Raw genomic sequence first — 22,053 nt, 5'->3', positions numbered from 1 at the left:
CGTCACCTTGCTATGCTGGTGCCATGACCACAGCAGCCCCCACGCTGAGGGACCGCAAGAAGGTCCGTACGTCGGCCGCGATCTTCGACGCGGCGGTGGCGTTGATGGCCGACCGTTCCTACGCCGACATCACGGTCGAGGAGATCTGCGAACGCGCCGAAGTGGGGCGCGCGACCTTCTTCCGCAGTTATGGCAGCAAGGCCGGCCTGCTGGGCGAGTTCGCTCGCCAGATGGCCGAAGTGGCGGCTGCGACGCTGGCTGCCTCGTCTGCCGAAACCGCCGAGGCGCGGCTCGGTGTGATCGAGGAAGTCGTCCGCGACACCTGGCTCGAGAGCGACGCCGGGATCCGCGAGATGGGCGCCGAGACGATCCGCGCCGGGATGCCGCGCGGTGGCCTCGACATGCACGCCGAGTTGATCGCCCTGATCGCGGAGATCATGCGCAGTGGTCAGGAGAGCGGCGAGTTCCGTACGACGGCGCTCACTCCCGAACTCCTGAGCTGGATGCTGATCGTCAATCTGGGCCTGTGCGTCATGGACTGGCTCGACCACCCTGAGGGCGCTCCGCTTGGCGAGCGGACCCGCGCGGCGCTCGACGTACAACTGGCCGGCCTCCGGCAACCACCGAAAAACTAGAACACGTTCCTGTATCGTCGGGGCGTGAGCAAGGCCGCGTCGCTGACCCGCGTCGGGATCGCATACGTCGCCGCGTTCGGCGTCGCAACGATCTGGCTGCTGTGGGGCCCGGACGCCCGTTGGCTCTGGCTCGACGGACTGATCGCCGACGTGCTCGCGACGCTCGTGGTCTTCGCGGCGAGCCGGATCCACCGCAACTCCAGTTTCTACGACGCCTACTGGAGCATCCTGCCGCCGTACCTCGCCGTCTACTGGTGGCTGGCTGCGGACGCGCCCGGGGTCAGTGACGGGCGTGCTTGGCTGGTGCTCGCGGTGATCGCCGTGTGGGCGATCCGGCTCACCGGCAACTGGATCTACGCCTTCCCGGGACTGCACCACGAGGACTTCCGCTACCCGCTGGTCCGCGAGCGCGCGGGCCGCCTGGAATTCCTCGCCGACCTGGTCGGCATCCATGTAGTCCCCACGATGCAGGTCTTCCTCGGCCTGCTTCCCGTGTACGCCGCCGTGGCGCTCCCCGGACGTTCGCTGAACTGGCTCGACGGGGTGGCCGTCGTAGTCGGCCTCGCTGCCGTCGCCCTCGCCTTCGTCGCCGACCTGCAGATGTACCGGTTCGTCCGCACACGTCAGCCGGGCCAGGCGATGGACCGCGGTCTCTGGGCGTGGTCGCGCCATCCCAACTACTTCGGCGAGATCAGCTTCTGGTTCGCGATGGGCCTGTTCGGACTCGCCGCCTCACCGGGCGACTGGTGGTGGCTGCTGATCGGCACGGTCGCGATGGTCGCCATGTTCCAGGCGGCCAGCATCCCGATGATGGAGGGACGCAGCCTCGAGCGGCGGCCGTCGTACCAGGACGTCATCGACCGGGTGCCGCGTCTGGTGCCGCGACCGCCCCGCCGGACGGGTGGATCCGCGTGAGCCAGCCGAAGGTCGTCGTCGCCGGGCTGGGTGACAGCGGCCTGCTCACCGCGCTCCACCTCGCGCGTTCCGGTGCGGTGGACGTCGTCGGCATCTCCTCGAAGCCCGGGCTCGTCAGCGGGCAGGAACTCGGGATGCGGCTGGCCCGGCCAGAGGAGTGGACGAGGGATCACTGGTACGGGTTCGGGCGGTTCGCCCGGCTCGACGGCGCCCGGACGGTGCATGGCGAGCTCACCGCTGTGGATGTGGCTGGTCGGGCGCTGACGGTGCGTGACCTCGCGGGCAGTGATCGGCAGGAGTCGTACGACGTGCTGGTGCTCGCCACGGGCGTGACCAACGGCTTCTGGCGGCGCCCGGAACTGCAGACCGCCGACGAAGTGGACGCCGCTCTGGCGTCGTCGCACGGGCAGGTCGCGGACGCGGACAGGGTCGTGATCGTCGGCGGCGGTGCCGCCGCGGTCAGCACCGCGCTCCAGGTCGCGACGCGCTGGCCCGCCAAGCGGGTGGTCCTCTGCTTCCCTGGCGACCGCGCCCTGCCGCGCCACCACTTCCGCACCTGGGACCACGTACGACGACGGCTGCTCGCCGCGGGCGTCGACCTCCGCCCCGGTCACCGTGCCGCGCTGCCCGACGGGTTCGCCTGTGACCGGATCACGGCCGGGCCCATCGACTGGAGCACGGGCCAGGCGCCGACGCCGGCCGACGCGGTGGTGTGGGCGATCGGGCGCGTCCGTCCGAACACGAACTGGCTGCCGTCGTACCTCCTCGACGAGGGGGGCTTCGTGCGGGTCGAGCCGACGCTGCAGGTGCCCGGTCATCCGGAGGTGTTCGCGATCGGGGATGTCGCGGCGACCGACGAACTGCGGTCCTCGGCCCGCAACCGCGCGGACAAGATGCTGGCCGCGAACATCCGGGCCTTCGTCGGCGAAGGTGACCTGAAGACGTTCCGGGCTCCGCGGCGCCGGTGGGGCTCGGTCCTCGGGGTGGAGGCCGACGGGCTCCGCGTCTACGCGCCATCCGGCCAACCGTTCCGGTTCCCGGCCTGGTCGGTCCGGTCGATCCTCCAGCCCTGGATCGTGGAGCGCGGGATCTACGGCGGCATTCGCCGGCGCTGACGCTCGTTCATCGAACCTTCACCGCTCACGGTGGTGGGGTGGGGGTGGTCGGGATTAGCGTCATGGTGTCCGCATTTCCTGCTCGGAGGTCCCATGCGCCGCACGTCCCGCATCTTCGTTCCGCTCGCCACCCTGGCCCTGCTCGCGTCGGGCCTCGGCGCCACCGTTGAGGTCGCCGGCGCGGCACCTCGCGGTGGTGGAGGGGCTGATCCCGTCCGGTTCGCCACCTTCAACGCGTCCCTCAATCGCAGCGTGGACGGCGAACTCGTCGCCGACCTCTCGAACCCGGACGACCCCCAGGCCCGCAACGTGGCAGAGACGATCCAGCGAGTCGACCCGGACGTCGTACTCATCAACGAGTTCGACTACGCGCCCGCTGCAGTGGACCTGTTTCGCGACAACTACCTCGAGGTCTCGCAGAACGGCGCGGACCCCGTGGAGTACCCGTACTCCTTCGTCGCTCCGTCGAACACCGGCGTCCCGAGCGGCTTCGACCTGAACAACAACGGCCAGGTCGGCGGCGGCGACGACGCGTTCGGCTTCGGTCTGTTCCCGGGTCAGTACGGCCTGGTCGTCTACTCGAAGTACCCGATCGACACCGCGGCGGTCCGCACCTTCCAGACCTTCCGCTGGGCGGACATGCCGGGCGCGCTCCTTCCCGACGACCCGGCGACGAGCGCGCCGGCCGACTGGTACTCGCCCGAGGAACTGGCGGTCTTCCGGCTCTCCTCGAAGTCGCACTGGGACGTCCCGATCCAGGTGGGTGGCGACACGGTGCACTTCCTCGTCTCGCACCCGACGCCGCCGACCTTCGACGGCCCCGAGGACCGCAACGGCAAGCGCAACCACGACGAGATCCGGTTCTGGGCCGACTACGTCTCCGGTCCGGCGCGCGGCGGTTACATCTACGACGACAAGGGCCAGTACGGCGGCCTGCGGCCCGGTTCGAGCTTCGTGATCGCGGGCGACCAGAACGCCGACCCCGAGGACGGCGACTCGGTCGACGACGCGATCCTGCAACTGCTCGACCACCCGTTGATCAACAGCCGGTTCGCGCCGTCGTCGGCCGGTGCTCCGGAGGCTGCTCTCCTGCAGGGCGGCGCGAATGTCGCTCAGACCGGCGACCCTGCCCTCGACACTGCGGACTTCGCCGACGGTGCGCCGGGCAACCTGCGCGTCGACTACGTCCTGCCGTCGCGTCGGCTGAAGGTGCTGGGCGGCGGGGTGTTCTGGCCGACGGCCGCGGACCCGCTGTATCGCCTGACCGGCACGTTCCCGTTCCCCACGTCCGACCACCGCATGGTCTGGCTCGACGTGCGGTCCTAACCTGACCCCGTGGAATCACTCGCCCTCGCGTTCTCCTCCGGCTGGGCCAGCGGCATCAACAGTTATCTCGTGGTGCTCGTGCTCGGTCTCTCGGACCGGTTCGGCACGGTCGACGAGATCCCTGACTTCCTCGGGCGCTGGGAGGTGCTGGCGCTTGCGGGCTTCCTCTACGCCTTCGAGTTCGTGGCCGACAAGATCCCGTACGTCGACTCGGCATGGGACGTGATCTCCACGGCGATCCGGCCCGTGGTCGGTGGCGTCCTCGGCGTCCTCATTGCCGGCGACTCGGGCTCGCTCAACGAGATCACGGGCGGCCTGGTGGGTGGGTCGACCGCCTTCGCGTCGCACTCGGTGAAGACCGGGACCCGGATGGCGGTGAACACGTCCCCGGAACCGTTCACCAACATCGGGATCAGCCTCGGCGAGGACATCACCGTGCTCGCGGTCATCGCGTTCGCCGTGCAGCACCCCTACATCGCGGCCTCGATCTCGCTGGTGCTGCTGCTCCTGGGGCTGGTCACGCTCTGGCTGGCCTGGCGGATCGTCCGTCGCGGCTGGCGGCGTTTCCAGGCGTGGCGGGAGCGACGGCGGGGCGGTTCCCCGTCGGCGGATCTGCCGGAAACCTTGACTTAGTTCAAGACTCGTACTAAATAAGAGGAGTGCCGCTCGTCCTCGGTGTGGACTCCTCCACCCAATCCACCAAGGCCCTGCTCGTCGATGCCGACGACGGGGCCGTGGTCGCTCGCGGGTCGGCGCCCCATCCGCCGGGAACCGAAGTCGACCCGCGCGCCTGGTTGCGCGCCTTCGACGAGGCAACGTCGGGGCTGCTGGAACGGGCCGACGCGGTCGCAGTGGGTGGGCAGCAGCACGGCATGGTCGCCCTCGACGGTGCTGGTGAGCCGGTTCGGGATGCCTTGTTGTGGAACGACACCCGCTCCTCTTCCTCCGCCCGAGCGCTGATCGGCGAACTGGGCGGTCCGCAGGCCTGCGCCGATGTGCTGGGCAGTGTCCTGGTGGCCTCGTTCACGAGCAGCAAGTTGCGGTGGCTGCGCGACCACGAACCCGATGCTGCTGCTCGCGTCGCGCGGGTGATGCTGCCGCACGACTACGTCTCAGCACACGTGGCTGCGCCCGGGACGCGGCCGTTCACCGATCGCGGGGATGCGTCGGGGACGGGCTACTTCTCCGCCGGTGCCCGCGGCGGGGTGGGTGAATGGCGGCCCGACCTGTTGTGCTCGGCCCTCGGACGGGAGGCGGAGGTGCCTTCTGTCGTGGGCCCCGGTCTCGTTGCGGCCGAGACGCGTAGCGGCAAGGTCATGGCAGCCGGCACCGGCGACAACATGGCCGCCGCGCTCGGCCTCGACCTCGACACCGAGGACGTGTTGATCTCCATCGGTACGTCGGGCGTTGCATCCGCCGTGGCCGCCCAGTCGGTGGCGGACGGCACCGGCACGGTCACCGGCTTCGCCGACGCCACCGGCCGCTACCTGCCGATGGTCACGACGATGAACGCCGCCGGGATCCTCGACCTCCAGGCCCGCTGGCTCGGTGTCTCCCACGACGAGTTGGCCGCCCTCGCGCTGGCCTCGACGCCTGGTGCCGGCGGGGTCACGCTCTCGCCCTACTACGGCGGCGAACGCACCCCGAACCGTCCCGACGCCTCCGGGACCTGGGCCGGACTGCACTCCGGAACCACGCGGGCCGACCTGGCGCGGGCTGCCGTCGAGGCACTGCTCTGCTCGCTCGCCGACGCGGTCGACGCCCTGGTGGCCCGGACCGGTGTCGAACCGCGGCGGGTGCTGCTCGTCGGGGGAGCGGCCCGCAATCCCGCCGTCCGGGCCATCGCCCCTGCGTTGCTGGGTCGTGACGTCGTACTCCCTCAGGAGGGGGAGTACGTCGCCCGGGGGGCCGCGCGCCAGGCCGCATGGGCGCTCGCGGGGACCTCCACCCCTCCCGCCTGGCCGCTCCCGATCGCCGGCACCCTGACCGGTCCTCCCGACCCTGAAGTCCGCGAGCGCTATGCCGCACTCCGCGACGCCCTCCACCGAGAAGAGGAAACACGATGAACCGCCCCACCCCCACTCCTGCCGACAAGTTCTCCTTCGGACTCTGGACGGTCGGTTGGCAGGCGCGCGATCCGTTCGGTGACGCGACCCGCGCGCTGATGGATCCCGTGTATGCACTGGAGAAGCTCGCGGCGATCGGTGCGTACGGCGTGAACTTCCACGACGACGACCTGATCCCGTTCGGGTCCGACGACGCCACCCGCGACGCCATCATCGAGCGGTTCCGCAAGGGCCTCGCCGAGACGGGGCTCGTGGTCACGACTGCGACCACGAACCTGTTCACCCACCCGATCTTCAAGGATGGCGGGTTCACATCGAACTCCCGTGACGTGCGGCGGTTCGCGATCCGCAAGGTGATGCGCAACGTCGACCTGGCGGCCGAGCTCGGAGCGAAGGTCTACGTCTGCTGGGGCGGACGGGAGGGCGCGGAGTACGGCGCCTCGAAGGACGTCGCGGTCGCACTCGACCGTTACCAGGAGGCGTTCAACCTTCTCGGCGACTACGTCACTGACCAGGGCTACGACATGAAGTTCGCCATCGAGCCGAAGCCCAACGAGCCGCGGGGCGACATCCTGCTGCCGACCGTGGGGCATGCGCTGGCGTTCATCGAGACCCTCGACCGCCCCGAGCTGGTCGGCGTCAACCCGGAGATCGGGCACGAGGAGATGGCCGGACTCAACGCCGCCGCCGGCTACGCCCAGGCGCTGTGGCAGGGCAAGCTCTTCCACATCGACCTCAACGGCCAGAACGGTCCGAAGTACGACCAGGACCTCCGCTTCGGAGCCGGCAACGTGCGTGGCGCCTTCTGGGTCGTCGACACCCTGCTGGCCGGCGGGTACGACGGCCCGGTGCACTTCGACTACAAGCCGGTGCGACCCGAGACGGACGCGGGCGTGTGGGTCTCGGCGCAGGCGTGCATCGACAACTACCTGATCCTTCGGGAGAAGGTGCGGGCGTTCCGCGCGGATCCTGTGGTGCTGGAGGCGCTGGAGGAAGCGGGGCTGCCCGAGCTCGCCGTACCCACGCTGGGGGAGGGGGAGGGCTGGCAGGAACTGCAGGCGTGGCCGCTGCCCGACATCGAGGCGCTGGCCGCGCGCGAGGTCGCGATGGAGCGGCTCGACCAGCTCGCCCTCGAGCACCTGTACGGCGTCCGTGGCTGACGCCACCGAGTCGTTGCGCCGCCGCAATGCGGCGGCCGTCCTCCGCACCCTGCGGTACGACGGCCCGGCAAGCCGTGCGGAGCTGGCTCTGCGCACCGGGCTGGCCAAGGCCACCGTCGGCACCATCGCTGGTGGCCTCGAGGAGGCCGGAGTGTTGCGCGAACTGGAGCAGGTGCGTAGTGGTGAGCGCGGCCGACCGGGCCAGCGCCTGACGCTGGCGGATGGTCGGCCGGTCGGCGTGGGCTTCGAGGTCAACGTCGAGTACGTGTCGGCGGTGGTGCTCGACCTGGCCGGCACGCCTCGGTGGCAGGTCACCCGGCCGGTGGCTCGGGTTGCGGCGGTCGCTGCGTCGCTGGGCGCCCTGGTCGACGAGGTCGCGGCGCGCCTGGCCGCGGAACAACTGCATCCCGTGGGGGCCGCGGTCGCGCTGCCGGGACTCGTCGACGGCGATGACCGCACCGCGGTCTGGACGCCGAACCTGGACCTCACCGGCACGGGCGTGGCCGATGCGGTCGACCGGGCCTTCGGCTGGGACACCCGGACGAGGGTGGTCAACGACGCCGACTGCGCCGCCCTGGCCGAACTGCGCCTCGGCGCCGGTCGCGGCGCCGGCGATCTGCTGTACCTCACCGGAACGGTCGGCATCGGTGCCGGTATCGTGTCCGACGGCCGGCTGCTGCGCGGTGCCCGCGGCTTCGCAGGCGAGGTGGGGCACCTGCCGATCGGCGAGGCCGGTGCGCCCTGTGGCTGCGGCCGGACGGGGTGCTGGGAGGCGTCCGTCGGCCTGCACGCCCTGCTGGCGGCTGTCGGGATGGACGAGTCCGGTACGCCACGAGAGACCGCGGCCGAGGTGGCCCGACGGGCTGCGGATTCCGAACAGGTCCGGGCGGGCGTCGTACGAATTGGGGAGTTGCTGGGCCGCGGACTCGGCATCGTGTCGGGCGTCCTGGACCCCGAGCGGATCGTCCTCGGCGGCTACTTCGTCCCGCTCGGTGACCTCGTCCTCGCGCCCGCCGCCGCCGAACTCGACGCCGCCGTCGCCCTCGGCGGCCGTGGCCGCCCCGACCTCCGCCTCGGCGAACTCGGCACCGAGGCCGCCGCCACCGGCGCCGCCGAACGCGCCCTCGACGACGTCTTCACCGGCACCCTCGACCTCCTGAGTTAGGACGAAGTGCGTGGGTTTCTTGGTCGAGGTGCGGAGGTTTCTGCTCCGAGGTGCGGAGGTTTCTCAGTTGGGTGCAGAAACTGACGCACCTCGAGGGAGAAACTGGCGCACTTCGACCAAGAAACTGGCGCACCTCGTCCTAACCGGCGAGCCGGGCGGGGGCGTCCGTGACAGCGGCAGCGAGGCTGGCGACGGGGTCGTTGAAGACGGGTTCCATGGCCATCTCGGCGGCACCGAGCAGGACCGAGTCGGTGTCCAGGCCGGGCAGCGTCAGCCGCACCGCCTCGTTGGCGGCTCGCAGCGCGCGCTCGTTCAGCCCGGCCGTGACCTCCGCGCGACAGAGCCGGAAGAGCGGACGGAAGTAGCCGCCCAGGATCACCACGCTGGGGTTGAAGACGTTCACCACCGCGGCCAGGCCACGGCCCAGTTCGGTCGCGATCGGGCGCAGTTCGCGCGCCGGCGTCGTCATCTCGTCGAGCGTGACGCCGAGCTGGGCGGCCTGGTCGGCCGGGATCTTGAGCGCCTCGCCGATGGCGTGCGCGCCGACCACGGTCTCCCAGCAGCCGCGGCTCCCGCAGTGGCAGGGGATCCCGCCCGGCGCGTGGCAGAGGTGCCCGACCTCGCCGGCGTAGCCCGCCACACCTTCGAGCCGGTGTCCGCCGGTGATCACGCCGGCACCGACACCGACGTTGCCGGAGAGGAACACCAGGTCGTCGATCTTCTGTGCGGCACCGCGGCGGTGTTCGGACAGGGCGCCGAGGTCCGCGTCGTTTCCGAGCGCGATGGGTACGTCGAGGGCGAGTGCGGCGAGCACGATCGAGCCGAAGGACACGTCATGCCAGCCGAGGTTGGGTGCGTGGCGAATCAGGCCGTCGCTTCGTCGTACCAGACCAGGGACGGCGACGCCGATGCCGAGCAGGGGCGCGTCGGCAGGGGAGAGCGCGACGACCTTGCGGATCAGGGTCGCGACGGTCGCACCCACCAGCCAAGCCTCGGTCTCCACCGGGATCGGGGCGCTGGCGCGTTGCCCGACCCGACCGCCGAGACCGACGCAGGCCACGGTCGCTCGGTCGACGCCGAGATCGACCGCGACGACGTACGGACCGTCGTCCCTGATCCGTACGCCGGCCGAAGGACGTCCCGCGCCGCGGCGCTCGGCCGCGGGGCTGGCGTGCTCGATCAGGCCGAGCGTGTCGAGTTCGCCCACCAGGCCGGCGATCGTTGAACGGTTCAGGCCCATCCGGCCGGTGAGTTCGGCACGCGAAACCTCACCGGTGTCGTGGACGTGCCGCAGCAGGGTCCCGAGGTTGTGGCGTCGGACGGCTTCCTGATTGGTCCCCGTCCCGCGCTGCGCGCCGGCCACCACTAGACCCCGGTGGCCGAGCGACGGCGGCGCGACACGGCATCCACGCTCGCGGCCAGCAGCAGCACGCCGCCGGTCACGATGAAGTTGATGTAGCTGGCCTGGTCGAGCAGCCCGAGCCCGTTGGGGATGGTGGCGATCACCAGTCCACCGATGACGGCGTCGATCGCGCGACCGCGGCCACCGAACAGGCTGGTGCCGCCGATCACCGCTGCGCCGACGGCGTACAGGAGTTCGTTGCCACCGCCGGATCCCGGCGAGACCTTTCCGGTGTACGACGCCGCGAGGATGCCGGACACAGCGGCCATGCCTGAGCAGATGACGAAGGCGGCGATCTTCATCCGCGTGACGTTGATGCCGGCGCGGCGGGCTGCCTCGGCGTTGCCGCCGACGGCGTACAGGTGTCGACCGAAGCGGGTGCGGGTCAGTACGAAGGTCCACAGGAGCAGCAGGGCGATGACGACCGGCGCTACCCACGGGATGCCGCTGATGTTGAAGATGGCCGGGTTGACGGCACGGTTCTGGCTGAGCATGGCGGTCAGACCGAGGACGACGCCGGTGAACACGGCGATCTGGACGAGGACCAGGGCCATCGGCTTGTGGACCAGGCCCTTGGCAACCCGCGAGCGGTGCTGCCACAGGCTCAGCCCGGCGAAGCCCAGTACGAGCGCCACGGCAGCAATCCAGCCGGCGGTGACGGGCACGTTCTTGATGGACAGCCCGCGCAGCACCTCGTTGTTGAAGCGCAGCGAGCCTCCAGGGCCGATCAGCTTCAGCGGCACGGCCTGCAGGGCGAGGAAGAACGCGAGGGTGACCACGAACGACGGGATCCCGAGGAAGGACACCAGCGATCCGATGGTCAGGCCGATCACGACACCGATCGCCAGTCCGGCCAGGACCGCGGCCCACCAGACCCAGCCATGATCGATGATCACCAAGGCGGTGATGGTGGCCGAGGCGCCACCGGCGACGCCGGCGGACAGGTCGATCTCGCCGAGGAGCAGGACGAACACCAGGCCCATGGCCAACACGATGATCGACGCGGACTGGATGACCAGGTTGGTCAGGTTGTATGTCGTCAGGAACTTGTCGTGCGACAGGGCGAACACCGTGAACAGCACGGCGAGGCCGAGCAGCGCAGGCAGGGAACCCATGTCGCCGCCGCGCAGGCGGTTGACGTACTCGCGGGCCGCGTCGCCGAGGGTGGCTGCGCTGTGGCCGTCGCCGGTGAAGTCGGACTCGGGGAGGCCGGGACCCGGGGCGTAGGGGGCGGGGGTCGTGGACTGGGTGCTCATCGCGCTCCTCCTCAGATCGTCGCTGCGGCGACGTCGCGAATGCCGAGGTCGCCGGAGCGCCCCGCAGTGATCAGTTCGACGACCTGGTTGTGCGTCACGCTCGAGGTCGGTACGTCGGCCGCGACCCGGCCGAGGTAGAGCGCCGTGATCCGGTCGGCCACCTCGAAGACGTCGTTCATGTTGTGCGAGATGAGGACGACGCCGAGGCCGCGGTCGGCGAGACGCCGGACCAGGTCGAGGACCTGGCGGGTCTGTGCGACACCGAGCGCTGCGGTCGGCTCGTCGAGGAGCACGATCCGGGAGTTCCAGAGGACGGCCTTGGCGATCGCGACGGTCTGGCGTTGTCCACCGGACAGGCTGGCCACGCTCTGGCGCACCGACTTCACGGTGCGGACCGAGAGGGAGGCGAGGGTCTCGCGGGCACGGTCCTCCATCGACATGTCGTCCAGGACCAGGCCCTTGCGGGTCTCGCGGCCGAGGAACATGTTCTGCACGATGTCGAGGTTGTCGCACAGCGCGAGGTCCTGGTAGACGACCTCGATGCCGAGCGCCGCGACGTCACGGGGACTACTGACGTGGACGGGCGCTCCCTCGAACAGGTAGTCGCCGCTGTCGCGGCCGTAGATGCCGGCGATCATCTTGACCAGGGTCGATTTCCCTGCGCCGTTGTCTCCGACCAGGGCCGTGACCTGCCCGGGGTAGACCGCGAAGTCGACGTCGTGCAGGACGTGCACGACCCCGAAACTCTTGTTCACACCGCGCAGTTCCAGCAGGGGCTGCGCACCGGTCTCGGTGCTCTTGTTGCTCATCACGGCCCTCCGTTGGGCTGAGGATTGTTGTTCGGTCCAACGAACCTTGCCGGACCGTGGGCCCCCGCGCCAGCACCTGGGAGGTGCCGGCGCGGGGATCCAGTGGGGGTCAGGACAGGCCCGCGGCCTTGCAGGCGTCCGCGAAGTCAGCGGTGCAGACGTCGGCGAGCTTCTGCCCGCCGTCGTCGATCACGTCGCCGACGTTGTCCTTGGTGATGGCCTTCGGCTCGAGCAGGATCGAGGGCACCTCGCGGCCGCTCTCGGAGTCCTTCGTGGTGCCGGTGGTCTCGGCGTCCTTGCCGCTGGCCAGGGCGATGGCGGCCTCGGCGAGAGCGTTGGCCTCCAGGGTCGCCGACTTGTAGATCGACATGCACTGCGTGCCGGCGAGGATGTTCTGCAGACCCTCGACCGTTGCGTCCTGCCCGGTCACGGGCACCTTGCCGGCGAGCCCGTTGCCCTCGAGGATCGAGATGACTGCGCCACCGAGGCCGTCGTTGGCCGCGAGCACGCCGTCGACCTTGCCGTCAGCCTGGGTGTAGAGCTGCTGGAAGATGACCGCTGCTTCCTCGTTGTCCCACTCCGGAACGGCCTGTTCGCCGACCTTCTTGTAGGACGTGATCTTGTCCAGGACGCTGTGTGCGCCTGCGGAGAACAGGGTTGCGTTGTTGTCCGTGGGTGATCCGTTGAGGTAGATGATGTTGGCGTCCTTCTCGCCGAGGCAGTCGGCCAGGCCCTGGCCCTGCAGTTCACCGACGACGGTGTTGTCGAAGGAGACGTAGTACTCGGCCGAGCCCTCGAGGGTGAGGCGGTCGTAGTCGATCGTGGCGACGCCCTGCGCCTTCGCCTTCTCCTGGATGGCTGCGCCGGACGCCGAGTCGAGGTTGACGATGGCCAGCACCGTGACGCCGTCCGCGATCATCGAGTCGGCGATCTGCGCCATCTTCTCGGCGTCGCCCTCGGCGTTCTGGATGGTGTGCTCGACGCCGGCAGCCTCGAACGCGGCCTTGAGTGCCGGGCGGTCCGCGCTCTCCCACCGCACCGAGGATTCGGTGTCGGGAAGGATGACGCCGATCTTGCCTTCGATCTTGGCGTCGTTGTCACCGGCGGTGTCCGAGCCGTCGTCCGAGCCACAGGCCGAGAGGGAGAGGGCGAGCCCGAGTCCCGCAGCCACTACCGCGAAGTGCGTGCGCTTCACATCAACCGCCTCCTAAGCGATTCCGGCTCGTATGGCGTCGTCGGTCGGCGCGCACGTGCCAGAGATATGTTGTTCCGAACAACATATGGAGTGACCGGCGTCACGTCCATAGCTAGGGGACATTCTTTTCCGGCGAGGTGCAATCTTTCTCAGGTGGGCGCTTCGGGCGCCGATGGCTCCGTCGTCCAATGGGGAGGAATCCGTCCGCGAGCGGGGGAGCATGACGACGACGGCTGCGCGGCGATTGAGCGTCGAAGAGGTCGAGCATGCCCTCGACACCGGCTGCCTCCAGGTCCACTATCAGCCCTGTTATGACCTGCGGACGGGCGAGATCGTCGCTGTCGAGGCGCTCGCGCGGATCCTGGACCCGGCCAGCGGCGAACTCCTCGCTCCCGACGCGTTCCTCGGCGTGATCGAGGAGACGGGGCTGATCACGAGGCTTGACGCGATGGTCTTCGCGATGGCCGCACCGCAGGTGGCGCACTGGCGAACGCGGCCCGCTGGAACGCGGCTGTGCCTGGCCATCAACCTGTCCGCGGCCGATCTCGACGATCCGGGCCTGACCGATCGGGTCGTGAGTGTCGCAGCCCGTGCCGGCCTGCCCCTCGAGGCCGTCATCGTCGAACTGACCGAGACGCTGCTGTCCCGGACCGACCGGGGGCACGAACAGGTGCTGTCGACCCTGGCCGATCTGGGCTGCAACATCACCCTCGATGACTTCGGCACCGGAAACGCCAGCTTCGACTACCTGCGCCGTTTCCGGGTCGACGGCATCAAGGTGGACCGCTCCTTCGTGCAGTTCCTCGGAACCGGTGCTCCCCAGGAGCGGATGGCCGAATCACTGGTGAGGTTCTGCCTCTCGCTCGGGGTCCACGTCGTCGCCGAGGGCATCGAACGACCCCAGCAGGTGGCTGCCCTGCGTCGCCTCGGTTGTGCGCTCGGGCAGGGCTTCTTGATGAGTCGGCCGCTGGACGTGATTGCGTTCGAGGCCCTGCTGGCCGTCGAGGGCGGCACCTCGAGCGCGCTGGTCCACCCGGCTGCAGCGGTCACCCTCCAGGAGGTGTCGGTACGACGTCCGTCCGCTCGGTCCAACTCGCTGGATCGGGTGGCGACCACCGCGCTGGCCGCCCTGCTCTGCCTGGCGCTCGTCGGCATCGCGGTGATCGCCATCGCTGACCGCCGGGGGAACCAGGCATCGCTCGACGCCTCGGCGCAGCAGCGTCTCGAGGCAGTCGACGCGCTGGCGGCCCGGCAGGTCGACGTGCAGCTCGGAGGGCTGCGCGACGTGGTCGCCGCGTATGCCCGCAGCGATGACGTCCGGAGCGCTCTGACGGAGCGCGACCCCGGTCTCATCACGACCTCGCTGGCGGCCCTCGGTTCGGCCACGACAGGCGTCTTCAGTTCCTCGCTGTACGACGCCTCGGGCGACTTGATCGCCCTGGCTCCCCGGCCGGAACCGGGCCTGGTCGGACGCAACTTCGCCTACCGGGACTGGTATGTGGGTGCCCGGGACGCTGAGGGCGCCTACGTGTCCAACGCCTTCCAACTGCTGGCATCCGGGCGTCCCTGGGCACTGGCGGTCGCCGCCGCGGTCCGGGCGGAGAACGGGCGGATCACCGGGTACGTCGTCGCGACGATGGCGCTGACGGCACTGCAGGCGCAACTGGACGATGTACTGGACCATCACGGCATCAGCGTCACGTTGGTCGACAGCCGGGACGTCACCCTCGCAGCCCCTGACGGTCGGATCGGGCTGCCCACCAGCGACCCGCGCCTCGCCGCACGGCGCGAGGACTCCAGCGACCCGGGGGACGACGCCGTCTGGTCGGTCCACGAGGTGGCCGCGATCGGGGGCTGGCTGCTGGCCGAGCAACCCAGCGCGGCGGCGCTCGGCTCCAGGGACGGGCGGCTGAGCACCGGCATCCTGCTCGTGGTGGTCGGCGCTGCGCTGGTCATGGTGCTCCTGTGGTTGGGAGCCGACGGTCGGCGGCGACGGTTGAAGTCCGATCTGCGCGATGCCAACGACTGGTTGATGTCGATCATGACGGCCACCCCGACGCCGCTGGTGATCACCGACGGCTCCGACCTGGTTCACCTCGCCAACCCCGCCGCGGGCGCGTTGCTGGCGGTACCCCTCGAGTCGCTCGTCGGCCAGGACCTCACCAGCTGGTTGCCCACGCGCGACCAGCCGGAGGTCGAAGGAGGCGGGTTCCAGGCAAGGATCGTTGACGCGAGGGGCGAGGTGCGCCTGCTGGACGTGCGCTCGCAGGAGGTCGGCGGCCCGCTCGGCGAGCTGATGTACCTCCATGCGCTGGTCGACGTCACGCCCCACCGGCAGGAGCAGGACCGGCTGCGCGCGAAGGGTCGCGTCGACCCGCTGACGGGCATCGGCAACCGCCTGGTCCTGGACGATGCGCTTGCCGCTGCGTTGACGCCGGGCGGGTCGACGTACGCGCTGGTGATGCTGGACCTCGACGGCTTCAAGGGCGTCAACGACCTGCTGGGGCATGCCGCAGGCGACAGCCTGCTGTGTGCGGTGGCGGAGTCGCTCAGTGGGGCGACGGCCCGCCAGGACAGCGTCACCCGGATCGGCGGCGACGAGTTCATGCTGGTGGTGCGGGTGGAGCATCCGGACGAGTGCTCAGGCCTCGCCGTCCGGCTGCGCGCCGTCGTACAGCGCGCGATCGACGTCCACTCGTCCTCGGGCCACGTCCGTGTCGGGGTGAGCGTGGGCGCGGTCCTGGTGAGCGACGAGACCGACGCCACCGAGTTGATGCGTCGGGCAGATCAGCTGATGTACGACGAGAAGCGGGCCGGGCGCCTGTCCGCCCGGACTCACCGCGCGGCCGGAACTTCGTAGAGAGTCGTCCGCTCGCGGACGGGGCGGTCGATGCCCGCGCCGATCTCGGTGAGCTCGGCGACGGTCTTGGCGGAGCCGTGCTCGGAGCCGGCCATCCGGGAGATGGTCTCCTCCATGAGGGTGCCGCCGAGGTCGTTGCAGCCGGCGTTGAGCATCGCGCGGGTGCCGTCGACGCCGAGCTTGACCCAGCTGGTCTGGATGTTGCGGATCCGGCCGTGCAGCAGGATCCGGGCCATCGCGTGGACCGCGAGGTTGTCGCGCAGGGTCGGGCCCGGGCGGGCCACACCGGCGAGGTAGATCGGCGCGGAGGTGTGCACGAACGGGAGTGGCACGAACTCGGTGAATCCGGTGCCGCCGTTCTCGAACGCCTTGTCCTGGATGCCCTTGAGGACGTTGAGGTGCCCGACCCAGTGCCGCGGGTTGTCCACGTGTCCGTACATCATCGTCGAGGTCGTCGGCAGTCCGATGCGGTGTGCGGTGGAGACGATCTCGACCCAGGTGCGGGTGGGGAGCTTGCCCTTGGTGAGCACCCAGCGGACCTCGTCATCGAGGATCTCCGCGGCGGTGCCGGGCAGCGACCCGAGGCCCGCTTCGCGGGCCTTGATCAGGAAGTCCTCGATCGACAGGCCGGTGCGGGCGGTGCCGTTGACGACCTCCATCGGGGAGAACGCGTGCACGTGCATCTCGGGCACCCGCTTCTTCACCGCGGCAGCGATGTCGAAGTACGCGTTGGACGGCAGTTCGGGGTCGATGCCGCCCTGCATGCAGACCTCGGTCGCACCGAGGTCCCAGGCTTCCTGGGCACGGTCGGCGACCTCGTCGTAGGACAGCGAGTACGCGTCGGCGTCGGTCTTGCGCTGTGCGAATGCGCAGAACCGGCAGCCGACGTAACAGACGTTGGTGAAGTTGATGTTCCGGTTGACGACGTAGGTGACCTCGTCGCCGACCGTCTCGCGACGCAGGTCATCAGCCAGTCGTACGACGGAGCGCAGCAGGTCGCCCTCGGCGGTCATCAGGGTCAGCGCGTGCTCGTCGGACAGGTTGCCCGGATCGGCCTCGGCGGCACGCAGGGCTGCGTGCGCCTCGGCGGTTGAGGTGCGCGCGCCAGCGTGCCCACCGGTGGTTGAGGTGCGAGCGTCAGCGAGCCTCGAAACCCCGTCGGCGGCTTCCTGGACCGAGGCCCAGTCGCCATAGACCGAGCCGAAGTCGCTGCGCCGGTCGTCGGTGCGGCCTTCGGTGTCGACTGCGGAATGCAGGTCGGTGCGACCCGCCGACTCGAAGCCACCGTCGGGCTCCTGCCACGGCAGGCCGGTCGGCTTGATGCCCGGGATGGCCAGTCCGTCGGGCCCGGCCAGTGCGGCGACGTGCCCGGCGACGCGGGGGTCGAGCCAGGCCTGGCCGTCCTGGAGTGCGCCGACGACGTACTCGGGGTGGATGGTGAGGCGGGCCTTGAGGTCGAAGCCGCAGGTCGCGGTGTTCGAGCGGAGACGCTCGAGGGAGGGCCAGGGGCGCTCGGGGTTCACGTGGTCCGGGGTCAGCGGTGAGACGCCGCCCCAGTCGTCGACACCGGCGTCGAGCAGCGAGCGGCACTCCTCGAGGTCGACCAGGTTCGGGGGCGCCTGGATGCGGGCCTTGGGGCCGAGCACGAGGCGGGTGACAGCGATCGCGGCACGGTAGTCGGCCAGGTCGAGGTCATCGACGTGCCGCATCGCGGTGTCGGGCTTGGCGCGGAAGTTCTGGACGATCACTTCCTGCACGGCGCCGTACGCACGCATGGTCGCGCGCAGCGCGAAGATCGTCTCGGCTCGCTCGGTCAGGGTCTCGCCGATGCCGACGAGCAGGCCGGTGGTGAACGGGATGCCGTGGCGCCCGGCGTCCTCCAGGACGCGCAGGCGGATCTCGGGGTCCTTGTCGGGCGAGCCGTAGTGGGCTTCGCCCTTGGTCTCGAACAGTCGACGCGAGGTGGTCTCGAGCATCATCCCCATCGAGGGGGAGACCGGCTTGAGGCGGTTGAGCTCCTCCCACGACATGACGCCTGGGTTGAGGTGGGGCAGCAGCCCGGTCTCCTCGAGCACGCGGATCGCCATCGCCCGGATGTAGGCCAGCGTCGAGTCGTAACCCTGCTCATCGAGCCAGGCCTGGGCCTCGGGCCAGCGCTCCTCGGGCCGGTCGCCCAGCGTGAAGAGAGCTTCCAGACAACCGAGCTCGGCACCCTGACGGGCAATGTCGAGGATCTCGTCAGGAGAGAGGTACGGCGCCCGGCCCTCGCGTGCCGCCTGGCCCGGCGTCTCGACGAACGTGCAGTAGTGGCACCGGTCGCGACACAGCTTGGTGATCGGGATGAACACCTTCGGCGAGTACGTCACCACCCCCGGACGACCGGCGGCAACCAGCCCCGCATCGCGCACCTTCGCCGCAGCAGCGGCCAGACGGTCGAGGTCCGCACCCGTCGCAGACAACAGCACGGTCGCCTCGTCGAGGTCGAGTGCTGCTCCGCGTTCAGCGCGGGCAAGCGCGCGGCGGATCTGTTGGGGGGTGGGCCCATCTGTCATGGCGAGCCCCACGATACCGGGTGCGTACCCAAACTAGAACTCGTTCTACCCACTGGTTGGGCGGGCGACGTCAGTTCCTGATCCTCGTCTTCAACTTCCCGACCTTCGCGACGAAGGCGCCGTCGTAGGAACGGGGGAAGCTCCAGGTGACCAGCCGGCCGCGGCCACCCGGGGCCACGGTGACCGTGTCCGAGCACGATCCGCTGACGGCCTGGCAGTTGCCGCCGTTGCTGGTGTAGCGCGCGGTGATGCTGGCGAAGTCCTTGTACCCCTCGTAGTGGAGTTCCCAGGCGAGACATCCGGGGGCTGCGGTGCACTTCTTCGCCCGCTTCCACCAGATCCGCCGGGGTTGTGATTTCCCGCAGAACCTCGCCTGCGACTCCGCCGTCGTTCCCCACGGGTAGGTCGCGACTGCCTGTGCTTCCACGCAGCCCTGCCGGTCGCCCTGTTCGGTGTCGATCTCGACACTGGTGCCGCTCAGCGGCGTCCAGCTTCCGGGGCCGCCGGTGTTGATGACGACCTTGCCGTTCGCCGCGTCGGGCTGCTCGGCGAAGATGAACTCGACCGAGCGATAAGCGGCCTTTGGTGTGGCCTTCGGGGGAGCCGGCGCCTTGACGTAGCAGGCGTCGAACGCCTCGATCGCCTTCGCATGGCCCTTCTCCGCGCTGTCGTCGCTGTCCTTGTCCGACAGCGTCAGCGTTTCCTGCGCGAAGTAGGCGCCCACGGTGTTGCTGCCGATGTCGTCGAGGCAGTCGGTGTCGTCGAGCGCCCAGGTCTTGCCGATCTGGTCGGCCCAGTCGTCGGAACAGTCCAGGAGTTTCTCGGAGTACGACGTCGCGTCCGCCACCTGCCACTCGCCGGTGTAGATCCAGCTGCCGCCGTTGTCGCGCTCGATCAGGCCACGCTTCTCGAGGTCACCCGAGCGCGACTCGTGGATCAGGTCGTCAACGGCGCACTCGACCTGGTCCCGGTCGGCCCACTCCGGCACCTCGACACCGTCGACGATGGTCGACACGGCGTCCTTGTCGGAAGCGCTGAGCGGCCCGATGCCGAACCGGCCGGTGAAGTACAGCCAACCGGTGACAGCGACCCCGGCGACCAGCAGCAAGGAGAGCCCGAGGCCGAGGAAGAGGGGCCAGCGCCTCTTGCGGGGCGGCTGACCGAACGGCGGGCCGCCGTAGCCGCCCGGTGGCGGGCCGAAGGGCGGCTGACCGGGAGGAGGTCCCCACGGTGGTGGCCCCGAGGGAGGTGGGCCAGCAGGAGGTGGGCCCGGCGGGTAGGGGCCGCGCGGAGTGGTCGCCTCGTTGGGGGGCCAGCCCGATGGTCCGCTACCGCCACTCACGTCATGCTCCCCTTGCTTCCGTGGGCCGCCCGTTCGGCCCACGGAAGCATGGTAGGAGACGCGTGTTTCGTGGGTGGTGCGGTCAGAGCCCGGCGGGAACCTTCTCCGGCTCGGCAGCGGGCGGGCTGGACACCGAGTTGCCCTGGTCCAGCTTGCTCGGCCACCAGATCTTTCCGCCGAGGTCGAGGTTCAGCGCGGTGACGAGGACCGAGCGCACGATCATCGTGTCGAGCAGCACGCCGATCGCCACGGTGGTGCCGAGTTGCAGGGTGAACGTCAGCGGCATGGTGCCGAGCATCGCGAAAGTAGCCGCGAGCACGAGACCGGCCGAAGTGATCACGCCGCCTGTGGAGGACAGTGCGATCAGCGAACCCCTGCGAGTGCCGTGGACCGCGGCCTCCTCCCGGACCCGGGTCATCAGGAAGATGTTGTAGTCGATGCCCAGGGCGACGAGGAACACGAACGCGAACAAGGGGAATCCGGGGTCGGTGTGCTCGGCGCCGTAGATGAAGTCGAAGATCAGGCCAGAGATGCCCAACGCCGCACCGAAGGACAAGATGACGGTGCCGATCAGCAGCACCGGTCCGACCACGGAGCGCAGGAGCCCGATCAGGATCAGGAGCACGGCCCCGAGCACGATCGGGATGATCACCTTGTTGTCGCGCGCTGACGCGTCCATGATGTCGACGGTCACTGCCGACAGGCCGGTGGTCAGCGCATCTGCCCCCGGCACGCCACTCACCGCGTCCCGAACGTCGTGCACCGCATCGAAGGCCGCATCCGAGTAGGGGTCGCTCGTCAGTTCGGCGATGATCAGCGCGGTGTCTCCTTCCGTTGCCACGACGACGGGGGCTGCGATGCCATCGATGTCGGACATGGCGGCGACCACCGCATCCGATTCTGCGGCATTCGCGACGACCTGGATGGGCGTGCTGGCGTCCACGAGGCCGTGGTCCACGAGGATCGACTGACCGGTCACGGAGTCCTGGTCCTGCGTGTACTGCTCGTCGCTGGGAATTCCGCTGGTGTCGAGCCTCAGGAATCCGAAGCAGAGGACGAAGAGGGCAGCCGCTGTCCCGATCCAGACGATGCGCGGACGAGGTGCGATGCCGCGGCCGACCTTCGCCCAGAGTCCCGAGGCGGTCGGTTCGGTGGTGCCGAAGTGCGGGACGAACGGCCAGAACACCCACCGACCGCAAATCACCAGAAGGGCAGGCAGCAACGTGACCATCACGAGGAAGGTCACGGCGACCCCGACCGCGTTGGCCGGACCCATCCCGGCGGTTGAGTTGAGGTCGGCGAACAGGAGGCAGAGCAGGCCGACGACGACGGTCGCAGCGCTGGCGAAGATGGCTGGAGCTGCGCGATGCAGCGCAAATGCCATGGCCTCGTGGCGGTTCTCGTGACGACGCAACTCTTCGCGGTAGCGCGCCACGAGCAGGAGTGCGTAGTCGGTGCCCGCGCCGATCACGAGCACCGTGAGGATGAACTGGGTCTGTCCATTGACGGTGAGACCAGTGTTCTTGGCCAGGAAGTACAGCAAGCCCATGGAGGCGCCCAGGCCGACCACGGCGCTGATGATGGGCAGCAGCCACAGGACAGGGCTTCGGTAGGTGGCCAGCAGGATCAGGATCACGACACCGAGGGTGATCAACAGCAGGTTGGCGTCGCCTGAGGAGAAGATCGTGGCAGCGTCGGCATTCTGGCCACCGGCCCCGGCGAGGTAGGAGTCCACGCCGTCGATCGCGATGATGTCATCGACCTCCGGTTTCAGATCGGGGAGCTCCTCCCACAGCTTGTCGCCGTAGTTGAGCGTGAACTCGAGCTTCGCGACCTGCCCGTCTTCGGACACGAACGGAGCGGGAATGTCCGCTGCCGCTGCCCGAACCGGGGTCAGCACGTTCTTGATGCCGTCGAGTTGCTCGATCTCTGAACCGTGTTCTTCGATCGCCGCGAGATCGGCATCGGTGAGGCCGGACTCGCGGAAGTAGACGACGGTCGTGCCGACGTCATAGGGGTCCTGGAACGCCTCGAGTTTCTCGAAGGCCTTGGTCGACTCGGCGCTTTCCGGCAGCCAGGACTCGGTTTCGTTGTTCTGGACGTCGATGAGCTTCCCGGCGAATGACGCCAGGCCGCCTGCGATCAGGATGACCGCGACAAGGACGATCCACTTCGTGATGGGGCCGGTGAGCGTTCCGGCGATCTGACGGTGCATGGGGAGAACTCTTCCAGTGAGGACCGACAACGGCATCAGG

The 22,053-nt window shown here is 69.4% G+C and carries 16 protein-coding genes; 9 read left to right on the top strand and 7 right to left on the bottom strand.

Annotated elements, in window-relative coordinates:
- Positions 1-23 precede the first annotated feature (23 nt).
- From HRC28_RS21975 to HRC28_RS21940, 8 genes are all read left to right on the top strand, one after another.
- A complete protein-coding gene (locus tag HRC28_RS21975) occupies positions 24-635 on the top strand; it encodes a TetR/AcrR family transcriptional regulator (protein WP_182377493.1) in 612 nt (203 codons plus the stop codon).
- Between the two features lie 24 nt (positions 636-659).
- Entirely contained in the window at positions 660-1,550 is an 891-nt protein-coding gene (locus tag HRC28_RS21970) for a DUF1295 domain-containing protein (protein WP_182377492.1), read from the top strand.
- Positions 1,547-2,665: an FAD-dependent oxidoreductase gene (locus tag HRC28_RS21965; RefSeq protein WP_182377491.1), complete on the top strand. Its 1,119-nt coding sequence runs from the start codon at positions 1,547-1,549 to the stop codon at positions 2,663-2,665. Before HRC28_RS21970 ends, HRC28_RS21965 begins: the two co-directional genes overlap by 4 nt.
- A gap of 93 nt (positions 2,666-2,758) precedes the next feature.
- Positions 2,759-3,991: an endonuclease/exonuclease/phosphatase family protein gene (locus HRC28_RS21960; protein WP_182377490.1), complete on the top strand. Its 1,233-nt coding sequence runs from the start codon at positions 2,759-2,761 to the stop codon at positions 3,989-3,991.
- 9 nt (positions 3,992-4,000) lie between these two features.
- Entirely contained in the window at positions 4,001-4,624 is a 624-nt protein-coding gene (locus HRC28_RS21955; RefSeq protein ID WP_182377489.1) for a DUF4126 domain-containing protein, read from the top strand.
- Positions 4,625-4,650: 26 nt separating this feature from the next.
- Positions 4,651-6,057, top strand: a complete 1,407-nt coding sequence (locus tag HRC28_RS21950; RefSeq protein ID WP_182377488.1) for an FGGY-family carbohydrate kinase — start codon at positions 4,651-4,653, stop codon at positions 6,055-6,057.
- Positions 6,054-7,217 carry a xylose isomerase gene (gene xylA, locus HRC28_RS21945; protein ID WP_182377487.1) on the top strand — a complete coding sequence of 388 codons (1,164 nt, stop codon included), beginning with the start codon at positions 6,054-6,056 and terminating at the stop codon, positions 7,215-7,217. Before HRC28_RS21950 ends, xylA begins: the two co-directional genes overlap by 4 nt.
- On the top strand, positions 7,210-8,382 hold the full coding sequence (locus HRC28_RS21940) for an ROK family protein (protein WP_182377486.1): 1,173 nt from the start codon (positions 7,210-7,212) through the stop codon (positions 8,380-8,382). Before xylA ends, HRC28_RS21940 begins: the two co-directional genes overlap by 8 nt.
- 139 nt (positions 8,383-8,521) lie before the next feature.
- Here the strand turns inward: HRC28_RS21940 and HRC28_RS21935 are convergent, their stop codons facing one another.
- From HRC28_RS21935 to HRC28_RS21920, 4 genes are all read right to left on the bottom strand, one after another.
- The gene (locus tag HRC28_RS21935; RefSeq protein WP_182377485.1) at positions 8,522-9,745 is read right to left on the bottom strand and encodes an ROK family transcriptional regulator; all 1,224 of its coding nucleotides are present in this window, start codon (positions 9,743-9,745) and stop codon (positions 8,522-8,524) included.
- A gap of 2 nt (positions 9,746-9,747) precedes the next feature.
- A complete protein-coding gene (locus HRC28_RS21930) occupies positions 9,748-11,040 on the bottom strand; it encodes an ABC transporter permease (RefSeq protein ID WP_182377484.1) in 1,293 nt (430 codons plus the stop codon).
- A gap of 11 nt (positions 11,041-11,051) precedes the next feature.
- Complete coding sequence (locus HRC28_RS21925) at positions 11,052-11,849, bottom strand: ATP-binding cassette domain-containing protein (protein ID WP_182377483.1); 798 nt, start codon at positions 11,847-11,849, stop codon at positions 11,052-11,054.
- 109 nt (positions 11,850-11,958) lie between these two features.
- Positions 11,959-13,044: a substrate-binding domain-containing protein gene (locus HRC28_RS21920; protein ID WP_182377482.1), complete on the bottom strand. Its 1,086-nt coding sequence runs from the start codon at positions 13,042-13,044 to the stop codon at positions 11,959-11,961.
- Between the two features lie 220 nt (positions 13,045-13,264).
- Between HRC28_RS21920 and HRC28_RS21915 the strand changes: the two genes are divergently transcribed.
- Complete coding sequence (locus tag HRC28_RS21915) at positions 13,265-15,904, top strand: EAL domain-containing protein (protein ID WP_182377481.1); 2,640 nt, start codon at positions 13,265-13,267, stop codon at positions 15,902-15,904.
- Here the strand turns inward: HRC28_RS21915 and HRC28_RS21910 are convergent.
- The 3 genes from HRC28_RS21910 to HRC28_RS21900 all read right to left on the bottom strand — a co-directional run bounded on the left by HRC28_RS21910 (position 15,880) and on the right by HRC28_RS21900 (position 22,049).
- Positions 15,880-18,456, bottom strand: a complete 2,577-nt coding sequence (locus HRC28_RS21910; RefSeq protein ID WP_182377480.1) for a bifunctional FO biosynthesis protein CofGH — start codon at positions 18,454-18,456, stop codon at positions 15,880-15,882. The genes HRC28_RS21915 and HRC28_RS21910 overlap by 25 nt on opposite strands.
- A 70-nt stretch (positions 18,457-18,526) precedes the next feature.
- The gene (locus HRC28_RS21905; protein ID WP_182377479.1) at positions 18,527-19,564 is read right to left on the bottom strand and encodes a hypothetical protein; all 1,038 of its coding nucleotides are present in this window, start codon (positions 19,562-19,564) and stop codon (positions 18,527-18,529) included.
- A gap of 316 nt (positions 19,565-19,880) precedes the next feature.
- On the bottom strand, positions 19,881-22,049 hold the full coding sequence (locus tag HRC28_RS21900; RefSeq protein ID WP_237111608.1) for an MMPL family transporter: 2,169 nt from the start codon (positions 22,047-22,049) through the stop codon (positions 19,881-19,883).
- Positions 22,050-22,053: the final 4 nt, after the last annotated feature.

Origin of the sequence: Nocardioides sp. WS12 (genome assembly GCF_014108865.1) — a bacterium.
Taxonomy (GTDB): Bacteria; Actinomycetota; Actinomycetes; order Propionibacteriales; family Nocardioidaceae; genus Nocardioides.
This window is presented reverse-complemented; position numbering and strand designations above follow the sequence as displayed.

Coding starts and splice junctions, on each gene's coding strand:
- HRC28_RS21975 (WP_182377493.1), top strand. CDS start 24: ATGACCACAGCAGCCCCCACGCTGAGGGACCGCAAGAAGGTCCGTACG.
- HRC28_RS21960 (WP_182377490.1), top strand. CDS start 2,759: ATGCGCCGCACGTCCCGCATCTTCGTTCCGCTCGCCACCCTGGCCCTG.
- xylA (WP_182377487.1), top strand. CDS start 6,054: ATGAACCGCCCCACCCCCACTCCTGCCGACAAGTTCTCCTTCGGACTC.
- HRC28_RS21930 (WP_182377484.1), bottom strand. CDS start 11,040: ATGAGCACCCAGTCCACGACCCCCGCCCCCTACGCCCCGGGTCCCGGC.
- HRC28_RS21925 (WP_182377483.1), bottom strand. CDS start 11,849: ATGAGCAACAAGAGCACCGAGACCGGTGCGCAGCCCCTGCTGGAACTG.
- HRC28_RS21915 (WP_182377481.1), top strand. CDS start 13,265: ATGACGACGACGGCTGCGCGGCGATTGAGCGTCGAAGAGGTCGAGCAT.
- HRC28_RS21910 (WP_182377480.1), bottom strand. CDS start 18,456: ATGACAGATGGGCCCACCCCCCAACAGATCCGCCGCGCGCTTGCCCGC.
- HRC28_RS21900 (WP_237111608.1), bottom strand. CDS start 22,049: ATGCCGTTGTCGGTCCTCACTGGAAGAGTTCTCCCCATGCACCGTCAG.